At 73.7% G+C, this 17,669-nt stretch carries 16 protein-coding genes and 3 tRNA genes; 11 read left to right on the top strand and 8 right to left on the bottom strand.

Annotated features, from left to right (window positions below):
- The first annotated feature begins 6 nt into the window (after nt 1–6).
- Both ACFVQ3_RS13880 and ACFVQ3_RS13875 read left to right on the top strand, forming a co-directional pair.
- The gene (locus ACFVQ3_RS13880; RefSeq protein WP_387640010.1) at nt 7–1,104 is read left to right on the top strand and encodes a PH domain-containing protein; all 1,098 of its coding nucleotides are present in this window, start codon (nt 7–9) and stop codon (nt 1,102–1,104) included.
- A 147-nt stretch (nt 1,105–1,251) separates the two neighbouring features.
- Entirely contained in the window at nt 1,252–2,718 is a 1,467-nt protein-coding gene (locus ACFVQ3_RS13875) for a nitronate monooxygenase (protein WP_387640007.1), read from the top strand.
- A 539-nt stretch (nt 2,719–3,257) separates the two neighbouring features.
- Here the strand turns inward: ACFVQ3_RS13875 and ACFVQ3_RS13870 are convergent.
- The 3 genes from ACFVQ3_RS13870 to ACFVQ3_RS13860 all read right to left on the bottom strand — a co-directional run bounded on the left by ACFVQ3_RS13870 (nt 3,258) and on the right by ACFVQ3_RS13860 (nt 3,650).
- A tRNA-Glu gene (locus ACFVQ3_RS13870) sits at nt 3,258–3,333 on the bottom strand.
- Between the two features lie 78 nt (nt 3,334–3,411).
- Nucleotides 3,412–3,484, bottom strand: a tRNA-Glu gene (locus tag ACFVQ3_RS13865).
- 94 nt (nt 3,485–3,578) lie between these two features.
- A tRNA-Gln gene (locus ACFVQ3_RS13860) sits at nt 3,579–3,650 on the bottom strand.
- A gap of 355 nt (nt 3,651–4,005) precedes the next feature.
- Between ACFVQ3_RS13860 and ACFVQ3_RS13855 the strand changes: the two genes are divergently transcribed.
- Nucleotides 4,006–4,815 (top strand): class I SAM-dependent methyltransferase, encoded by an 810-nt coding sequence (locus tag ACFVQ3_RS13855; protein ID WP_387640004.1) that lies wholly within the window; start codon nt 4,006–4,008, stop codon nt 4,813–4,815.
- Nucleotides 4,812–5,468 (top strand): hypothetical protein, encoded by a 657-nt coding sequence (locus ACFVQ3_RS13850; protein WP_387640002.1) that lies wholly within the window; start codon nt 4,812–4,814, stop codon nt 5,466–5,468. The genes ACFVQ3_RS13855 and ACFVQ3_RS13850 overlap by 4 nt, the downstream gene beginning before the upstream one ends.
- Before the next feature lie 103 nt (nt 5,469–5,571).
- Here ACFVQ3_RS13850 and ACFVQ3_RS13845 read toward each other — a convergent pair whose 3' ends face one another.
- A complete protein-coding gene (locus tag ACFVQ3_RS13845) occupies nt 5,572–6,801 on the bottom strand; it encodes a YeiH family protein (protein WP_387639999.1) in 1,230 nt (409 codons plus the stop codon).
- A gap of 69 nt (nt 6,802–6,870) precedes the next feature.
- On the opposite strand from ACFVQ3_RS13845, the gene ACFVQ3_RS13840 reads away from it, so the two are divergent.
- The gene (locus ACFVQ3_RS13840) at nt 6,871–7,920 is read left to right on the top strand and encodes a LysR family transcriptional regulator (RefSeq protein ID WP_387639996.1); all 1,050 of its coding nucleotides are present in this window, start codon (nt 6,871–6,873) and stop codon (nt 7,918–7,920) included.
- A 61-nt stretch (nt 7,921–7,981) separates the two neighbouring features.
- On the opposite strand, the gene ACFVQ3_RS13835 is transcribed toward ACFVQ3_RS13840, so the two are convergent.
- Nucleotides 7,982–8,785 carry an HAD family hydrolase gene (locus ACFVQ3_RS13835; protein ID WP_387639993.1) on the bottom strand — a complete coding sequence of 268 codons (804 nt, stop codon included), beginning with the start codon at nt 8,783–8,785 and terminating at the stop codon, nt 7,982–7,984.
- Entirely contained in the window at nt 8,782–10,281 is a 1,500-nt protein-coding gene (gene gltX, locus ACFVQ3_RS13830; RefSeq protein WP_387639990.1) for a glutamate--tRNA ligase, read from the bottom strand. The genes ACFVQ3_RS13835 and gltX overlap by 4 nt, the downstream gene beginning before the upstream one ends.
- Nucleotides 10,282–10,457: 176 nt before the next feature.
- On the opposite strand from gltX, the gene glsA reads away from it, so the two are divergent.
- Nucleotides 10,458–11,879, top strand: coding sequence for a glutaminase A (gene glsA / locus ACFVQ3_RS13825; RefSeq protein WP_387639987.1), 1,422 nt, complete (start codon nt 10,458–10,460; stop codon nt 11,877–11,879).
- A gap of 83 nt (nt 11,880–11,962) precedes the next feature.
- Here glsA and ACFVQ3_RS13820 read toward each other — a convergent pair whose 3' ends face one another.
- Both ACFVQ3_RS13820 and ACFVQ3_RS13815 read right to left on the bottom strand, forming a co-directional pair.
- On the bottom strand, nt 11,963–12,742 hold the full coding sequence (locus ACFVQ3_RS13820) for a fumarylacetoacetate hydrolase family protein (RefSeq protein ID WP_387639983.1): 780 nt from the start codon (nt 12,740–12,742) through the stop codon (nt 11,963–11,965).
- Between the two features lie 93 nt (nt 12,743–12,835).
- Nucleotides 12,836–13,645 (bottom strand): methyltransferase domain-containing protein, encoded by an 810-nt coding sequence (locus tag ACFVQ3_RS13815; protein ID WP_225228420.1) that lies wholly within the window; start codon nt 13,643–13,645, stop codon nt 12,836–12,838.
- Between the two features lie 237 nt (nt 13,646–13,882).
- Between ACFVQ3_RS13815 and ACFVQ3_RS13810 the strand changes: the two genes are divergently transcribed.
- From ACFVQ3_RS13810 to crcB, 5 genes are all read left to right on the top strand, one after another.
- On the top strand, nt 13,883–15,232 hold the full coding sequence (locus ACFVQ3_RS13810; RefSeq protein ID WP_387639980.1) for a heparan-alpha-glucosaminide N-acetyltransferase domain-containing protein: 1,350 nt from the start codon (nt 13,883–13,885) through the stop codon (nt 15,230–15,232).
- Entirely contained in the window at nt 15,229–16,236 is a 1,008-nt protein-coding gene (locus ACFVQ3_RS13805) for an aldo/keto reductase (RefSeq protein ID WP_387639977.1), read from the top strand. Before ACFVQ3_RS13810 ends, ACFVQ3_RS13805 begins: the two co-directional genes overlap by 4 nt.
- A gap of 103 nt (nt 16,237–16,339) precedes the next feature.
- Complete coding sequence (locus ACFVQ3_RS13800; protein ID WP_387639975.1) at nt 16,340–16,840, top strand: universal stress protein; 501 nt, start codon at nt 16,340–16,342, stop codon at nt 16,838–16,840.
- Nucleotides 16,840–17,289 (top strand): fluoride efflux transporter FluC, encoded by a 450-nt coding sequence (locus ACFVQ3_RS13795; protein WP_387639972.1) that lies wholly within the window; start codon nt 16,840–16,842, stop codon nt 17,287–17,289. The genes ACFVQ3_RS13800 and ACFVQ3_RS13795 overlap by 1 nt, the downstream gene beginning before the upstream one ends.
- Nucleotides 17,286–17,663 carry a fluoride efflux transporter CrcB gene (gene crcB / locus ACFVQ3_RS13790; RefSeq protein ID WP_387639969.1) on the top strand — a complete coding sequence of 126 codons (378 nt, stop codon included), beginning with the start codon at nt 17,286–17,288 and terminating at the stop codon, nt 17,661–17,663. The genes ACFVQ3_RS13795 and crcB overlap by 4 nt, the downstream gene beginning before the upstream one ends.
- Nucleotides 17,664–17,669 lie beyond the last annotated feature (6 nt).

Genomic DNA, 17,669 nt, shown 5'->3' with positions numbered 1-17,669 from the left:
CGAACCGTGGCGCAGGACCTCCCCGCACCGGCGCACGAGTCCGCGCCGCGCCTGAGCGCGCGCCACCTGCGGCGGTACATCCTGCCCGGCGAGCGCGTCGTCCTGGCGACGCGCGCCCACTGGGGCAAGCTCGCCGAGCCCGTCGCCACGACGTTCGCCGCGTTCGTGCTCGCGGCCTGGCTCGTCAGCGTCCTGGCCCCGGCCGTGGGCGAGGGCTCGCTGCTTCTCTGGTGGGCCTGGGTCCTGGTCGCGCTGCGACTGCTGTGGAAGGTGCTCGACTGGCGCAACGAGTGGTTCGTCGCGACCGACAAGCGCATGCTCCTGATGTTCGGCCTCGTGACCCACAAGGTCGCGATGATGCCCCTCGGCAAGGTCACCGACATGAGCTACAGCCGCTCGATCCTCGGGCGGATCCTCGGCTACGGCCAGTTCATCCTCGAGTCCGCCGGTCAGGACCAGGCCATGAGCCGCATCAACTGGGTCGCCAACCCGGACGCCACGTACCGCAAGCTGTGCGACACGATCTTCATCCCCGGCGGGCGCGGCGGGCCGTGGGGCCAGCATCCGCAGGGCGGCACACCGGGTGGGGGCGCGGCTCCCCCGCCCACCGCACACCCCGGACCAGCCCCGCTCGCGACCCCGCAGCAGGCGCCCACCCCCGTCCCTGGCCGGTTGAGCTGGGCACCGACGAGCGACGGGCCGGAGGGCGACCTGTCCGCCGCCGCGACACAACCCATCGCCGTGCGCTCGGTGCAGGCGGGCGGGCAGGGTCACCTGTTCGTCGCACCCCGCGGGAGCTCGCCCCGGCTGGCCGGGACGGACCGACCCGTCATGGCTCCCCCGCCGCCACCTCCCGCGGCCGATCGACCGGTCTCGCGTGACGACCGGCCGGACACACCTGCCGACCTGCTCGATGACGGGACCTCCGGCGAGGCCGATGGCCCGGCGTGGGAGGTCTCCGACGACGACCGGGGCCGGTTCGTTCCCGTCACGCCCTGGGACCCGCAGAGCGGTTGGCAGGCGACGGACCCGTGGTCGCGTCCCGACGATTCCTCGGGCCCGACGGCGACGACCGGTCCGCCCGTCCCACCACCGCCCGGCTGACTCGCTGGACGAACCCACCGCCCAGGACGCACGTCGGGCATGCGTGACTCCTCCACCAGGTTCGGGTCCTTCGACCCTGTTCTCGACCCGGGTCTCCAACCTACGGTGCAGTAACCACCCGCACCCAGGCCTGAGAAGGGTCCACCTGTGACCACGCTGTCCCTGCCCGTCCCCGCATCGTTTCCGCCCCTGCCACGAGTGATCCAGGGCGGGATGGGGATGGCGGTCTCGTCCTGGCGCCTCGCGTCGGCCGTCGCGCGCACCGGGCAGCTCGGCCTGGTCTCCGGGACCGCGCTGGACCTCGTCCTGGCGCGCAGGCTGCAGAACGGCGACCGCGACGGCGCGGTCCGCCGGGCGCTCGACGCCTTCCCGGTGCCCCGCTTCGCCCAGCGTGTGCTCGCTCGTTACTTCCGCCCCGAGGGGCGTGGTGAGGACCAGCCCTACGCTCCCGTGCCACGCCTCGCGCTCCGTCAGACCCGTCTCGCGCAGGAGCTCATGATCCTGGGGAGCTTCGTCGAGGTGTGGCTCGCCAAGGAGGGGCACGACGGCCGGGTGGGGATCAACTTCCTCGAGAAGATCCAGATGGCGGCTCCCGCGGCCACCTACGGGTCGATGCTCGCGGGTGCCGACTACGTCGTGACCGGCGCGGGCATCCCGCGCGACATCCCGCACCTGCTGGACCAGCTCGCAGGCCACGAGACTGTCCAGTTCCCCGTCTCGGTGGTCGGTGGCAGCCACCACACGGTCGACCTGGACCCCGACTCGCTCCTCGGCGGGTCGCTGCCGCCCGTGACCCGGCCGACGTTCCTCGCCGTCGTCTCCGCGCACGCCCTGGCCGAGCACCTGGTGCGCGAGGACCGCACCCGGCCCGACGGCTTCGTCGTCGAGGGTCCTCCAGCAGGCGGGCACAACGCCCCTCCCCGCGGGCGGCTGACGCTCGACGAGGCCGGGCAGCCGGTCTTCGGCCCGCGAGACCAGGCCGACCTGACGAAGGTCGCCGCGATCGGCCTGCCGTTCTGGCTGGCGGGCGCGCAGGGCACCCCGGAGGCGCTGACCGCTGCGCGCGAGGCCGGAGCGGCGGGCGTCCAGGTCGGCACGCTCTTCGCCCTGTCGACCGACTCGGGGCTCGACTCCGCGCTGCGGGAGGACGTGCTCGCGCAGCTGCGCGCCGGGACCCTCGACGTCCGGACCGAGCCCCTCACGTCACCGACCGGCTTCCCGTTCAAGGTCGCCCAGCTCGCGGGGACCCTCTCGGACGTGGACGTCGCGGCGGCGCGGCCCCGGCTGTGCGACCTGGGCTACCTCCGCACCCCGGTCGAGAAGGACGACGGCAAGGTCACCTACCGCTGTCCCGCGGAGCCGGCGCACATGTTCGAGCGCAAGGGCGGAGGGGCCGACGACACCGTCGGGCGGTCGTGCCTGTGCAACTCGCTCGCGGCGGACGTCGGGCTCGGTCAGACGCGTGCGGACGGCTACGTCGAGCTGCCCCTCGTCACCCTGGGAGCGGACGTCGCCGGGGCGGCACGGCTCGCGGAGCGGCACGACGGCGCGTGGTCGGCCGGCGACGTGCTCGACTGGCTCCTCGACGAGGAGGGAAACGGCCCGACGGGCTGAGGTCGAACGAGAGTGCCGTCGAGCGGGAGTGCCGGCGAGCCGGTTCGCCTGCCTCAGCCCGGGGTCGGGGAGCGGCGGGACCTGACCCGCTCAAGCTGCGCCGCGAGGTCCCAGTCGGCAGGCCGCGCTTCGGGGGACGACCAGCGTGCTCCGGCGTCGACCCAGGCCTTGCGGGCACGCAGTGCGGTGCGCCAGGACACGTCCTCGACGCCGCTCTCGGATCCGCAGCAGTCGCAGATGACGTAGAGGGGGACTCCCCCGTGCCAGAGTTCCTCGGGGTCCGTCGGAGCGGACCAGCCACAGACCCTGCACGTCTCGTCGATGAGCATCGCAGGAACGTAGCACCTCACCGGCGCCCTCCGGGCGGGCGACCGGCTCCCGGACCGGGCCGGTCTCCCTCAGCGCACCCGCTCGGGGGCACCCGTCCGTAAACGCCGGAGAGCAGGGTCCGGGTGCGCCCGTCCACGAAGCACGGCCCGGGAGCGCCCGTCCACGAAACGACAAGAACTCGATCATCTTCCGATGATCGAGCTCTGTGTTGGTACCCCCAACGGGATTTGAACCCGTGTTACCGCCGTGAGAGGGCGGCGTCCTAGGCCGCTAGACGATGGGGGCCAGGACCGCTCCCCCACTCCGAGGAGTGAGTGAGCGTCATCGAGGCCCGGTCATCTGACGATGGCCAGGCCTCGCACGTACCCCCAACGGGATTTGAACCCGTGTTACCGCCGTGAGAGGGCGGCGTCCTAGGCCGCTAGACGATGGGGGCCTAAGCTCGTCACCCCGAGGGGCGCCGTGCCGTTGAGAACTCTACTGCACGTTTCGTGTCGGTTTGACCGACTCGATGCGCTGCATGCTCTGCGCTGGGGTACCAGGACTCGAACCTAGAATGACGGTACCAGAAACCGTTGTGTTGCCAATTACACCATACCCCAAGGAGGTATCAGCGCCGCGCCCTCGTCCCGTTCCCGGGCCGCGGGTGAGCGCCTCACCGAGAGAAAACATTACCGGACACTTCCGGCCCGGCCAAATCGCCTCCTCTCCCCGGTCGGCTCCCCGCTCCCTCCCGTCCGGACCGCCAGTCCGGCCCCCCAGTCCGTCCGGAGCTCCTGGCCCACCCAGTCCGTCCGGCCCACCCAGTCCGTCCGGCCCACCCAGTCCGTCCGACCCCCAGTCCCTCCAGCACGGCCGACCCGTCCAGCCCGCCCGGCAGCGGCAGCAGCCCGCACCCTGCGACACGTCGTGCGCCAGATGTGGACCTCGCCGCCCGGACGTGGCACCGTCGAAGACGTGAGCACCGACGACGCCTCGACCCCCGCCACTCCTCGCGCCTCGCACGCCGAGCGTGCGTCCTCGTTCGGCGCCGGAGCGGGTGAGTATCGCGCCGTCCGCCCCTCGTACCCGGACGCGGCGATCGACTGGATGCTCCCCGCAGGCGCACGGCACGTGCTCGACCTTGCTGCGGGTACGGGCAAGCTCACCGAGCGCCTCGTGGCGCGCGGGCTCCACGTGACCGCCGTCGAGCCCTCCGAGGGCATGCGCGCCGAGCTCCAGGACGCGGTGCCGGGAGCCCATGTCCTGCCCGGTACCGCCGAGCGGATCCCGCTCGAGGACGGGAGTGTCGACGCGGTCCTCGTCGCCCAGGCGTGGCACTGGTTCGACGTCGCGACCGCGGTCCCGGAGATCGCGCGGGTCCTGCGCCCCGGCGGGCGTCTGGGTGTCGTGTGGAACGTCCGCGACCACACGGTCGACTGGGTCGAGAGCTTCACCGAGATCATCCACCGGGGCGACTCGCTCGAGCCGGTCCACCGGACCCCGACGATCGACGACGCCGACGGGGCCTTCACGCCGCTCGAGCACGCGACGTTCTCCTGGGCGGACCACCTGCCGGCCAGGTCGCTGAGGACGCTCGCGTCGACGCGCAGCCATCTCCTGACCCTGCCGCCCGCCGAGCGCGACGAGCTGCTCGACGCCGTCGACCGGCTCGTGGCCACGCACCCGGCTCTTGCCGGGCGCACCGAGATCGACCTCCCGTACCGCGCCGAGTGCTGGCGCGCTGACCGCGTCCGCGGCACCGACGCCGACGCGGTCGACGCATGAGCGCCCAGCCGGAGGACGTCTCGACCGCGCTGGCCCCGGGACCTGTCACGCCCGACGACGTCCGCACGGCCTCCCGCTGGCTCGCCGACGGCGTCGCGCGGCATCCTGACGCCGCCTTCGACGCGCAGGCGGGTCCCGTGCGGTGGTCGTGCTGGGCGACCGCCGAGCACGTGGTCGACGACCTCCTGGCCTACGCGCTCCAGGTCGCGGGCCTCCCCCTGCTCGACTACCTGCCGCTGGCCGGCCCCAAGGGCGAGGACGAGATCGCGCACGTCAAGCGCGACGCGGGTCCCGCGGGCCTGGCCGAGGTCATCGTGGCGGGCGGCGAGCTGCTCGCGGCCCAGGTCGCGGCCCGACCGTCCACGGCCCGCGCCTACCACCCGTACGGGCTCTCGGACCCGGAGGGCTTCGCGGCCATGGGGGTCGTGGAGATCCTCGTCCACGGCCGGGACGTCTTCCAGGGGCTCACGGGTGCGGCCCCGTCGCCTCCTGCGGGGCTCAGCGACCGGGTGCTCGCCCGGCTCTTCCCCGACCTGCCGCCGGCAGCGCTCGACCTTCCCGCGGACGACGCCCTCGTGTGGGCGACGGGCCGCAGCGACCTGCCCGGCCTGCCGCGACGGACCCGGTGGCGCTGGGACGCGACCGTCAGGTAGCCCGTCCCCGACGGCGTCGGACCGTCGAGGAGACCGGGTATCGAAGGGACCGGGTGTCGGGGGCCACGGGTGTCGAGAGGACCGAGACGCGGGGGAACCCGGGTCAGGTCAGCAGGAGGACCGCGACGAGGGACACCCCGGTCACGACCGCGGCCGACGCGGTGCCGAGCACGAGCGCGCGCCGACCCGTGCGGACCAGGTGCGCGGCGTCGACCCCGAGGCCCATCGCGAACATCGCGGCGGTGAACAGCAGCGTGGTCACCATGGTCGTCACCTCGATGACGGACGCGGGCAGGATGCCCGTGCTCCGCACCAGCACGGCCACGAGGAAGCCCACGACGAACAGCGGCACGGGCGGGGTCCGACGGGCCGTCGGTGCCCCGGCGGCGACCTCGACGTCCGCGGGTCGCGCCACCCGCTCGCGCCGCGCCGTGAGCACCCCGGCCCCGGCCACGAGCGGGGCGAGGAGCACCACGCGGGCCAGCTTGCTCACGGTCGCGGTCGCGAGCGCGGCGGCCGAGACGGCGCCGCCCGCGGTCACGACCTGCGCGACCTCCTGGACGCTCGCGCCGATCCACAGCCCGGCACGCTCGTCGCCGAGCCCCAGCAGGCCGGCGAGCCACGGCAGGACGAAGATCGCGAGCGACCCGAAGATCGTCACGAGCGCGAGCGCGGTCGCCACGGCGTCGTCGGCCTCGCGGCGCGACTCCTCGTCGTCGCCGGTCCCGACGACTCCCTGCATCGCGGAGATCGCGGCGGCACCGCAGATCGAGAACCCGGTCGCGACGAGCAACGAGGTCACGCGCGGCACGCGCAACGCCCGTCCGAGCGCGAGCGTCGCGCTGAACGTCACGGCGACCGTGATCCCGACGACCGCGAGCCCGCGCCACCCGAGCGCGAGGACCTCGGGCAGCGAGAGCTGGAGACCCAGCAGCACGACGCCGGCACGCAGGACGCGTGTCGCGGTCCACCGCGTCCCCTCCTGGGTGCGGGACGTGAGCGCGGTGGCCCACCGCGCGGCGCCCGTCCGCTGCCCGACGGCGACGCTCGCCCCACCCGCGCGCCCCAGGCTCCCGAGCAGCGAGCCGACGACGGCGCCCACCAGGAGGGAGAGCACGAGCGGCGAGAGCGGGACCACCTGAGCGAGCAGGTAGGCGACCAGGGTCGCGGCGGCACAGAACGCGAGGCCGGGGGCGGCGCGACGGACCCAGGGTGCAGGGCTCTTGGTCGGGGCCGGGCTCTTGGTCGGGGCCGGGCCGCCGGTCGGGGCCGGGCGGTCGGGGGTGCGCGTCGCACCCGGGGTGGGGGCTGCGAGGTCGTTCGTGGGGGTCATGGTTCCACCGTGCCGCGTCCGCGCCCGCACCAGAAGGCCCACATCGCGACCTAGCCATAGGATGAGGCTATGACCGAGGCCGACCAGCGACCCCCCGCGACCACTGTTCCCCCGCGCCGCGACCGCACCTCGCTGGCCCTGCTCGAGCTGCTCGTCGCGACCGACCGGCACGGCTCGATCAGCGCGGCCGCCCGCGCGCTCGGTGTGTCCCAGCCCAGTGCCTCGGCGGGCATGCGGCGACTCGAGAAGCACCTGGACCTCGAGCTCGTGACCCGCTCGACCCGGGGAGCCCGCCTGACCGAGACGGGGCGCGCGACCGCGACCTGGGCCCGCGAGGTCATCGAGGCCTCGGACCGCTTCGAGACCTCGGCGGCGGCGCTGCGCGAGGCCCCCTCGGCCCGCATCCGTCTCGCGGCGAGCCTCACGATCGCCGAGTACCTCGCACCCCGGTGGCTCGCGGCGCTCGCGCTCGACGGGCTCGCCTCGGGGCACGACGCCGCGACCGGTCGAGCGTCAGGTCCGAGCGATCCCGCGGCGGCCGCCCGCAGACCGTCCTCACCCGACGTCGAGCTGCTCGTGCGCAACTCCCGGACCGTCATGGAGCTCGTGCTCTCCGACGAGGCCGACCTCGGGTTCATCGAGAGCTCGACCATGCGTCGCGGGCTGCGCAGCCGGACCCTGGCCCGCGACGAGCTGGTCGTGGTCGTCGCCGCGACACACCCGTGGGCCGGGCGTCGCCGCCGCACCGCGACGGTCGAGGACCTGCTCGCCGGCGGGCTCGTCGTCCGCGAGCGGGGATCGGGCACGCGCGAGACGCTCGAGAAGTCACTGGTCACGGCAGGTGCCCGGTTGCCCGAGCACCTGCCCCACCTGGGGTCGACCTCGTCGCTCAAGACCGCCGTGCAGTACGGCGGTGCGGTCGCGGTGCTGTCCCGCCTGGCCGTCGCGGACGACCTCGCCCGCGGTGCGCTCGTCGAGATCCAGGTGCCCGGCCTGGACCTGTCACGGCGGCTGCGCATGGTCTGGAAGGACGGCACCGAGCTGTCGGCCGCGGCCAGGCGGATCGCGGCGGTCGCGACGGGAGGGCCCGCACCCTCGGCACTCCCCCCGAACCAGTGAGGTAGAGGGCCGTAGCCCTCTACCGCACCAGAACCCTCAACCTCGGCGAGACCTCGGCGGGTCAGCGACCGCCGAGCACCAGGTCCCCGACCTCGTCGAGGCTCGCCACGACGTGCACCCCGGCCGCTCGCGCGGCCTCGGGGTCCTCCTCGGCCGGGCCGCCGCGCCGGGTCCCCGGCCGGTCGATCCACACGCCCGTCAGCCCGGCCGCCGCGGCGGCACGGGCGTCGACGTCGAGCTCGTCGCCCACGTAGACCGTGCGGGCCGGGTCGGTCCCCAGGCGCGCGCACGCCTCGACGAAGACCCGCGGATCGGGCTTGCCGAAGCCCAGGGTGTCGACGCCCACGAGCATGGGCACCTCCGACAGCCCGGACCGCGACAGCTTGTCCGTCTGGAGCGCGACGGCCGCGTTCGACAGGGCGCCCACCCGCACCCCTGCGGCGGCGAGCCGCTTGAGGACGGGAGCGGCGTCGTCGTGCGCCTGCCAGCTCTCCTCGAACGTGCCCCAGAAGACGGACTTCCAGCCCGCGTACCCGTCCTCGTCGAGGACCGCGCCACCGAACGTCTCCTGGAGCTCGTTCGCGCGCAGCATGCGCTGGCCGTCGAACGTCAGCTCGCCGCGCGTGTACGCCCGGTACCAGCCGTGCGGGTCGCTGCGCCACAGCGCCAGGACCTCGCCGTACCGCTCGACCGGCAGGTGCGGCAGGTACACCTCGCACACCGCGTCGATCGCGAGCGCGAACGCGCCGCGCGTGTCGACGAGGGTGTCGTCGACGTCGAAGAGGACACCGTCCACCGCGCCCGGTGCCGCTCCCCTCTCGAGGTGAGCGGCGCCGTCGGGCAGCGTGGGCTCAGGGGCGGTCACAGCGACGCGCGCAGCGCACGCAGACGCGCGAGGGTCGACTCCTTGCCGAGGATCTCCATCGACTCGAACAGCGGCGGGGACACGCGGCGGCCCGTCACGGCCACGCGCAGCGGCGTGAACGCGAAGCGCGGCTTGATGCCCAGCTCCTCGACCAGGACGGCCTTGAGCGCCTCCTGGACCGGGTCGGTCGAGAAGTCGTCCAGGGCGTCGAGCACGCGGATCGCGGCGTCGAGCACGGCCGGGGCCTCCTCGCGCAGCGCGGCGCGCGCCTCGTCCTCGACGGGCACGGCGTCGTCGGCCACGAACAGGAAGCCCAGCATGCCCTTGGCCTCGCCGAGCAGGACCATGCGCTCCTGCACGAGCGGCGCGCCCGCCGTCACGAGCGCCTGGTGCTCGGCCGACAGGTCCGCGAACGAGTCGGCCGGGACGAACCCGCCCTGGTGGAGGTACGGCACCAGGCGGTCACGGAAGTCCTCGGGGGCCAGCATGCGAAGGTGCGTCGCGTTGATCGCCTCGGCCTTCTTGAGGTCGAACCGGGCCGGGTTCGGGTTGACGTCGGCGACGTCGAACGCAGCGACCATCTCCTCGACCGTGAAGATGTCGTTGTCCGCGGAGATGCTCCAGCCCAGCAGCGCGAGGTAGTTCAGCAGGCCCTCGGGCGTGAAGCCCCGCTCCTTGTGCAGGAACAGGTTGGACTCGGGGTCACGCTTCGAGAGCTTCTTGTTGCCCTCGCCCATGACGTACGGCAGGTGACCGAACTCGGGCATGACCTGCGCGACGCCCAGCTCGAGCAGCGCGCGGTACAGCACGACCTGGCGCGGCGTCGAGGACAGCAGGTCCTCGCCGCGCAGCACGTGCGTGATGCCCATGAGCGCGTCGTCGACCGGGTTGACGAGCGTGTACAGCGGCTGGCCGTTGCCGCGCACGATCACGTAGTCCGGGACCGAGCCCGCACCGAACGAGATCTCGCCGCGCACCAGGTCCGTGAACGACACGTCGGTGTCGGGCATGCGCATGCGCAGCACGGGCTCGCGACCCTCCGCGCGGAACGCGGCCTTCTGCTCGTCCGTCAGGGTGCGGTCGAACCCGTCGTAGCCCATGGCCTTGGGGCGACCGGCCGCGACGTTGCGCGCCTCGATCTCCTCGGGCGTCGAGAACGACTCGTACGCGTACCCGCCCTCGACGAGGCGACGGACGACGTCCTGGTAGAGGTCCCCGCGCTGCGACTGGCGGTAGGGCTCGTGCGGGCCACCGACCTCGACGCCCTCGTCCCAGTCCATGCCGAGCCAGCGCAGCGCCTCGAGGAGCTGCTGGTAGCTCTCCTCGGAGTCGCGCGCGGCGTCCGTGTCCTCGATGCGGAAGACGAACGTCCCGCCCACGTGCCGGGCGTACGCCCAGTTGAACAGGGCCGTGCGGATGAGGCCGACGTGCGGGGTACCCGTGGGCGACGGGCAGAAGCGGACGCGGACGGGCGAGGAACCAGGTGCAGGGATCACGTCCCACAGCCTATCGCCGCTCGGTCGGGCGGGCCGTGCGCCGGCCCCGGGCGCCCGGTCGGGCGCCCGCACGGCAGGGCGTGGGCCGCCCACCGGTCGGTGCGCCTGCCGCGCGCCGGACAGGACGCCACCCGCCCGCCGGGCACAGGGCCGCGCCGAGGCGCACAATCGCGTACATGGCAGGTTCCGACCACTCCCCGACCACCGCGACCGACCCCTCCGACCACCCCGCCGGCACCGGCGCGAGCGGCCTCATCGCGGACGCGCTCGCCGCGGTGCACGAGGCCTTCCGCGGTCTCGACGAGGGCACCGTCGCGACCTACATCCCCGAGCTCGCGACGGCCGACCGCTCGCTGTTCGGCGTCGCGCTGGCCGGGGTCACGGGCAGCATCTACACCGCGGGAGACGCCGACGCCCCCTTCACGATCCAGTCCCTGTCGAAGCCGTTCGTGTTCGCGCTGGCGCTCATGGACCGGGGGCTGCCCGAGGTGCTCGGGCACGTCGGCGCCGAGCCCAGCGGCGAGGGCTTCAGCTCGATCCGCCTCGACCCCGTCACGGGACGGCCACCGAACCCCATGGTCAACGCGGGCGCGATCGTCACGACGTCGCTCGTGCGCGCCGACACCGAGGAGGAGCGGTTCGCACGCATCCTGCACGTGCTGGGCGCGTTCGCGGGGCGCCCGCTCGAGGTCGACGGCCGGGTCTACGTGAGCGAGTCGGAGACCGGGGACCGCAACCGCGCGATCGCCTACCTCATGCACAGCACAGGAGCCCTGGCGGCGGACGTCGAGGGCACGCTCGACACGTACTTCCGCCAGTGCGCGGTCCTCGTCACGGCCCGCGACCTCGCGCGCATGTCGGCGACCCTCGCGAACGGCGGCGTGAACCCGGTCACGGGCGAGCGCGTGGTCGACGAGGTCGTGACCGAGTGGGTGCTCGCGGTCATGGCGACGAGCGGCATGTACGACTACGCGGGCGAGTGGCTCCTGCGCGCGGGGCTGCCCGCGAAGAGCGGGGTCTCGGGCGGGTTGGTCTCGGTGGGCGTGGGCCAGTTCGGCCTGGGCCTGTTCAGCCCGCCGCTCGACGCGCGCGGCAACAGCGTGCGCTCGGTCGCGGCCGCGCAGGAGATCTCCCGGCAGTTCGACCTGCACCTCATGCACCGCCCGGACCGTGACGTGCCCACGCTCTACCGCTCGACGCGGGCGGACCGCCTGCGCCACCTCGCGCACCGCACGCCCGCCCAGCTCCTGCGGCTGCGGGAGCTGGGCGCTGCCATCTCGGTGCGCGCGGTCCAGGGCACGGTCGAGTTCGCGGCGGCCGAGACCATCCTGCGCTCGGTCGACGACCTGCCCTCGCCGCTGCCGGGTGGCGAGCGGTGGCTGATCCTCGACCTGCACCGCACGTCACGCGTGGTCACGCTCGGCGCGCAGCTCCTGCGCGCCCTCGTGGCCCGGTTGCGTGCTCAGGGCGTGCACGTGGTCGTGGTCGACCCGTTCGAGCGTCGTCTGCTCGCGGGCGTCGACCACGAGTTCACGACGTTCGAGAACGCGCAGCGCTGGTGCGAGGACCGCCTCCTGGAGGCGGCCCGGGCCGTCTGACCCCAGGGAGAGGCGCGTGGGCGGGGCGGTGGCCGCCGTTCCTCGCGGGACGGCGGCCACGAGTTCGCCCACGACGGCGAGTGTCAGCGGCGGACGACAGGGTTCGAGAGCACTCCCAGCCCCTCGACCTCGCACTCGACGCGGTCGCCCGCGTCGATGCGCCCGACACCCGCGGGCGTGCCCGTGAGGATGACGTCGCCGGGCAGCAGCGTGAACGCCTCGGAGATGTACGACACCAGGTAGGGGACGTCGAAGATCATGTCGCGCGTGCGACCGTCCTGGCGGGTCTCGCCGTTGACGCGCGAGGTCACCGCGAGGTCGTCGACGTCGAGGTCGGTGTCGATCCACGGGCCCAGCGGGCACGCCGAGTCGAAGCCCTTGGCGCGGGCCCACTGGCCGTCGGTGCGCTGGGCGTCACGCGCGGTCACGTCGTTCGCGACGGTGTACCCGAGGATGTAGGACGCCGCGTCCTCGGGACGCACGTCCTTCGCGATGCGCCCGATCACGACCGCGAGCTCGGCCTCGTAGCTGACCTCCTCGGTGAAGTCGGGCAGCACGATGGGGTCGTCCGGGCCCACGACCGAGGTGTTGGGCTTGAAGAAGATGAGCGGCGTCGTCGGGACGTCGTTGCCCATCTCCGCCGCGTGAGCCGCGTAGTTGCGCCCGACAGCGACGACCTTGGACCGCGGGATCACGGGCGCGAGGAGGCGGACGCCGTCCCCGAGCTCGATCCGCTCGCCCGTCGGCAGGACGGGCATGTAGAGGGGGTCGCCGTTGAGGACGGCGAGGTAGGTCTTGCCCGCCTCCTCCTGCACGAGGGCGTAGCGGGGGTCTTCTCCGGTGGTGAATCTGGCGATGCGCACGGGCCCAGCCTACCGACGCGGGAGGCCGCGGCCCCCTGGTCGGGGGTCGCGGCCTCGTCGCGGTGCGTGCGCCGGCACGGCCCGACGGCGGAGCTAGGCCCGGGCGAGCACCTCGCCGTTGAGGACGGCGAACCATCCGGCGGGCTCCTCGGCCCAGCGCAGCCACTCCTGCGCGAGCTGTTCGAGGGCGACGTCGTCCGCGAGCGCCGACTCCTTGGCCTGGACGGCGAAGTTGGACGCGATGCAGCGCTCGGCCCACAGCCCGCCCCACCAGGCGCGGTCCGCGGGGGTCGAGTAGCACCAGACCCCTGCCGACGGCACGATCTGGGCCGGGTCGAACCCTGCTTCCTGGACCCAGGCGAGGAGGCGTCGGCCGGCGTCGGCCTGGTAGCCGTAGGCGTGCGTGACCTCGTGGTAGAGCTCGTTCCACTCGGTGAGGCCCGCGGACTCGGGGTACCAGGTCATGGCGGCGTAGTCGGCGTCGCGCACGGCGACGATGCCGCCGGGCTTGGCGACGCGCTTCATCTCGCGCAGGGCGGCCAGCGGGTCGGACAGGTGCTGGAGGAGCTGGTGCGCGAACACGACGTCGAACGTGTCGTCGGCGAAGGGCAGCTCGTAGGCGTTGGCCTGCTGGAACGAGACGTTGCTCAGCCCGGAGCCGGCGGCGAGCTCGCGTGCGCTCTCGAGGACCGCGGCCGAGGCGTCGACCCCGATCACGGTGCCTCCGGGCACGTGCCGGGCCAGGTCGACCGTGAGGGTCGCGGGCCCGCAGCCGACGTCGAGGACCTGGTGGTCGCTGCGAAGGTGCGGCAGGAGGAAGCCTGCGGAGTTCTCCGCGGTGCGCCAGCGGTGCGAGCGCAGGACGGACTCGTGGTGGCCGTGGGTGTACGACTCGGACTCCATGCTGGGCGTGCTGCCCAGGGCCCCGGTGGGGGCGTCGGGCGCATGGGCGTCGGGCGTGGCGTCGGCGGTGACGTCCTGGCCCGGCGTGGGGGTGTGGGTCATGCTTGCACGGTAGAACGCTTCCACCCTTCCCACAGCCCTGTTCTCACATCATGGGCGGGGAAGGGTCGGGGTGCGGTTCGTCCCGTCGCGCGCGCCGCACGGCCGGGGCGGGCGACCACCCGGGAGAATCGGTGCGTGACCACTGTCCCGGCCGCCCCTGCCCGCCCTGCCCCCGCGACGTCGTCGAACGGGTTCTGGCGTCGGCACGCCGCCCTCCTGCTGCCTGCGGGCGACCGGGTGCCCGGCGTCGACCTGGCCCGTGGGCTCGCGATCCTCGGGATGTTCGCGGCGCACGTCGGCGTGACGTCGGACGACTTCTCGACGGGCGACGGCTGGCTCTCGCTCGTGCACGGGCGGTCCTCGATCCTGTTCGCGGTAATCGCGGGGGTCTCGCTCGCGCTCGTCTCGGGACGCCGCACCCCCCTGTCGGGCGTACCGGCGCTCCAGGCGCGCACGCGCATCCTGGTGCGGGCCGTGCTGCTGCTCGCGCTCGCGGGCCTGCTCGACCTGCTCGGCACCCCGGTGGCCCTGATCCTGGGCTTCTACGCGGCGTACTTCGTGCTCGCGCTGCCGTTCCTGCGGTGGGCCCCGCGGCGGCTGTTCGGGCTGGCGCTGGTGGTCGCGGTCGTGGGGCCGTTCCTCACGTACTGGTTGCCCGAGGTCCTGCTGCGGGCCGAGCTCACGCTGCCCGTGGACGGGTCGGGGGCGCTCACGGACTTCCTGCTCACGGGGCACTACCCGGCGCTCGTGTGGATGGCGTTCGTGCTCGTGGGCCTCGGGCTGGGGCGGCTCGACCTGACCTCGCGGCGGCTCCAGGTGCGGCTCGTGGGTGGCGGCGCGGCCACGGCGCTGGGTGCGTACCTGCTGTCCGCGCTGTTCACGGGCACGACGCTGACCCAGGTCCTCGCGGGGTCGGGGCGGGCCGAGCGGATCCAGGAGTCGGCCGCGTACGCGTCGGGCCTCTACCAGCCCGAGCCGCTGCCGTGGTCGGCCCCGCTGCCGACGTCGGACTACCTGTGGCTCGCCGGGCCGCACACGGACACGACGCTCGAGGTGCTGGGGTCGGGAGGGTTCGCGCTCGCGGTCCTGGGTCTGTGCCTGTTGCTCGGTGGCCGGCGCCCGGTCCTGCGCGTGCTCGCCCCGCTCGCGGCCGTGGGGTCCATGGCACTGACCGTCTACTGCCTGCAGATCGTCGCGATCTGGGCATGGGAGAAACCGCTCATGGCGGGGACGGGCAACGGCGAGCTGCTCCTGCTCGTCGTCGCGAGCCTGGTGTTCGCGACGGTGTGGCGGTGGTGGTTCGGGCGCGGCCCGCTCGAGAGGTTCGTGGGGTGGGTCGCGGGGCGTGCAGCGTCGATCCCTGCACCTCGCGACGCCCACGGGGTCTCGTCCCCGCTCGCGGTCGAGGACGACGAGACCACCCGGCGAGACGCCGTCCCGACGGCGCAACCCACCCCCGGCGGGGACGTACAGTCGGGCGCATGACGACTTCTTCACCCGACTCCCCTGCCCGCCCCGAGGTCCGTCGCCTGGGTTCGTCCGGCCTCGCGGTGTCCGCGATCGGCCTGGGCTGCAACAACCTGGGACGCCCGCGCACCGCGACCGAGTCCCTCGACGGGTCCCGCGCGCTGGTCGACGCCGCGCTCGACGCGGGCATCACGTTCTTCGACGTCGCCGACGTCTACGGCGCGCAGCCCGGCCTGAGCGAGGAGCTGCTGGGCAAGGCGCTGGGCTCGCGGCGTGAGGACGTCGTGGTCGCCACGAAGTTCGGCATGCCCATGCACGGCGCCAACGGCGAGGACTTCCGGGCGCGCGGCTCGCGGCGGTACGTCGTGAAGGCGGTCGAGGCGTCGCTGCGTCGCCTCGGGACCGACTGGATCGACCTCTACCAGTTCCACACGCCGGACAGGCGCACGCCCGTCGAGGAGACGCTCTCCGCGCTCGACGACCTGGTCCGTGCGGGCAAGGTCCGCTACGTCGGGCACTCGAACCGTGCGGGCTGGCAGATCGCCGACGCCGAGTACCAGGCGCGCCTGGCGGGCACCGTCCGCTTCGTGTCGGCGCAGAACCAGTACAACCTGATCGACCGCGAGGCCGAGCTCGAGGTCCTGCCCGCGGCCGCCGCCTACGGGCTGGGCGTGCTGCCGTTCTTCCCGCTCGCGAACGGTCTCCTGACGGGCAAGTACGCGGACGGCACCGGGCCCGACGACGGCCGCCTGGTCCACTCCAAGCCGCACCTGCTGGAGTCCGCGCCGTGGGAGGCTCTGCGGGCGCTCCACACGTTCGCGCGCGAGCGCGGCGTGACCGAGGTCGAGGTCGCGTTCGGGTGGCTGCTGGCCCAGCCGCAGGTGTCGAGCGTGATCGCCGGGGCGACCCGGCCCGAGCAGGTCCGCCAGAACGCCGCGGCCGGCGCCTGGGTTCCGAGCGCCGAGGACCTGGCCGCGCTCGACGAGATCTTCCCCCGGGCGCGGAAGGTCGCACCGTTCTGACCCTGCTGCACGACCTCCGGTCCCGGGCGGGCCGGAGGTCCGGGGCAGGCCGGAGGTCCTGGACGGGGCTCCGGTCCAGGGCGGGCGTCGGTAGGGTGGGGCCATGGGAGAGAACCCGCGACCGGTCGTCCTGGGAGTCGTTCGTGGGCAGCCCGAGGAGGTCCTGCGTGTCGCGTCCGGGCTCGCGGTGCGCCTCGGCACCGAGCTGATCTGCGCGACGGTGAACCCCGCACGCTTCGTCGTCTCGGAGAGCGCCGACGGGCACGTGACGTCCGCACCGATCGACCCGGACTTCCACGACGCGCACGACGACGAGCTCGACCCGGACCTCCTCGAACGCCTCGCGTCGGCCCTCGACGCGGTCGGCGTCCGCTGGAGCACCCGGCTGCTCGCCGGGGACCCGGCGGACGCGCTGGCCCGGCTCGCGCAGACCGTGGACGCGGAGCTGGTCGTCGTGGGCACCCACGGACCCGGCCGGGGCATCCACGAGCTCTTCAACCGGTCCGTGGCGATCCACCTCGCGCACCGTCAGACCCGTCCCGTCGTGGTCGTCCCGATGGTCCCCCCGGGCACCGGATCCTTGCCCGCCGAGGGCCGCGCCTGATGCCGGCACGCGAGAGGCCGAACCACCTGCGCCCGGCCGCGATCGGGCTCGTCGTGGTCGGCGGAGCGCTCGGGGCCGCGGGGCGCGAGGCCGTCGTGCTGGCCGTGCCGGACGTCGACCGGCTGCCCTTCGCGATCCTGCTGGTCAACGTCGTCGGTGCCTTCGTCCTCGGACTCCTCTACGAGTCCCTGACCCGTCGCGGGACCGGTGAACCGCGCGCCGGCCGGCTGAGGCTGTTCCTCGGGACGGGGTTCTGCGGCGGGTTCACGACGTACAGCACCCTGGCGACCGGCACGGCGCTGCTCGTCGACGCGTCGCGCACGGACGTGGCCGCGGTCTACGTCGCCGCCACGCTGGTCGTCGGGACCGCGGCGACGGTGCTCGGGATCGTCGTCGGCGCGAGGCTCCCCGCGTCCGGGCGTCCCGTCGACCGGGAGGTGCGCCGGTGACGTTCGTCCTCTTCCTCGTCGTCGCCGTCGCGGGCGGCCTGGGCGCCGGGACCCGCTTCGTCGTCGACGGCGTCGTCCGCTCGACGGTCCGGACCGCCTTCCCGTGGCCGACGACGGTCATCAACCTGTCCGGCTCCCTCGCGCTGGGCGTCCTCACGGGCCTGGTCGTGGCCCGGCTCGCACCGGCGGACGTGGCCGCGGTGATCGGCACCGGGTTCCTGGGCGGCTACACGACGTTCAGCACCGCGAGCTACGAGACCGTCCAGCTGGTCCGCCAGAAGAGGTACGGCACGGCGTTCGCGTACTCGATCGGGGTGCTCGTGGCGTGCGTCGCGCTGGCGCTCGCGGGATACCTCTGGGGTTCGTCGCTCTGAGCGTCG

The organism is Oerskovia sp. NPDC057915, assembly GCF_042887685.1.
Lineage (GTDB): Bacteria > Actinomycetota > Actinomycetes > Actinomycetales > Cellulomonadaceae > Oerskovia.
Note: the sequence above shows the minus strand (reverse complement) of the source record. Positions and strands in the feature narration are given on the sequence as shown.

Bases quoted from the DNA above. Each gene is read 5' to 3' on its own strand.
- ACFVQ3_RS13850 (WP_387640002.1), top strand. From the start codon at position 4,812: ATGAGCGCCCAGCCGGAGGACGTCTCGACCGCGCTGGCCCCGGGACCT.
- ACFVQ3_RS13845 (WP_387639999.1), bottom strand. From the start codon at position 6,801: ATGACCCCCACGAACGACCTCGCAGCCCCCACCCCGGGTGCGACGCGC.
- ACFVQ3_RS13840 (WP_387639996.1), top strand. From the start codon at position 6,871: ATGACCGAGGCCGACCAGCGACCCCCCGCGACCACTGTTCCCCCGCGC.
- glsA (WP_387639987.1), top strand. From the start codon at position 10,458: ATGGCAGGTTCCGACCACTCCCCGACCACCGCGACCGACCCCTCCGAC.
- ACFVQ3_RS13815 (WP_225228420.1), bottom strand. From the start codon at position 13,645: ATGGAGTCCGAGTCGTACACCCACGGCCACCACGAGTCCGTCCTGCGC.
- ACFVQ3_RS13805 (WP_387639977.1), top strand. From the start codon at position 15,229: ATGACGACTTCTTCACCCGACTCCCCTGCCCGCCCCGAGGTCCGTCGC.
- ACFVQ3_RS13800 (WP_387639975.1), top strand. From the start codon at position 16,340: ATGGGAGAGAACCCGCGACCGGTCGTCCTGGGAGTCGTTCGTGGGCAG.
- ACFVQ3_RS13795 (WP_387639972.1), top strand. From the start codon at position 16,840: ATGCCGGCACGCGAGAGGCCGAACCACCTGCGCCCGGCCGCGATCGGG.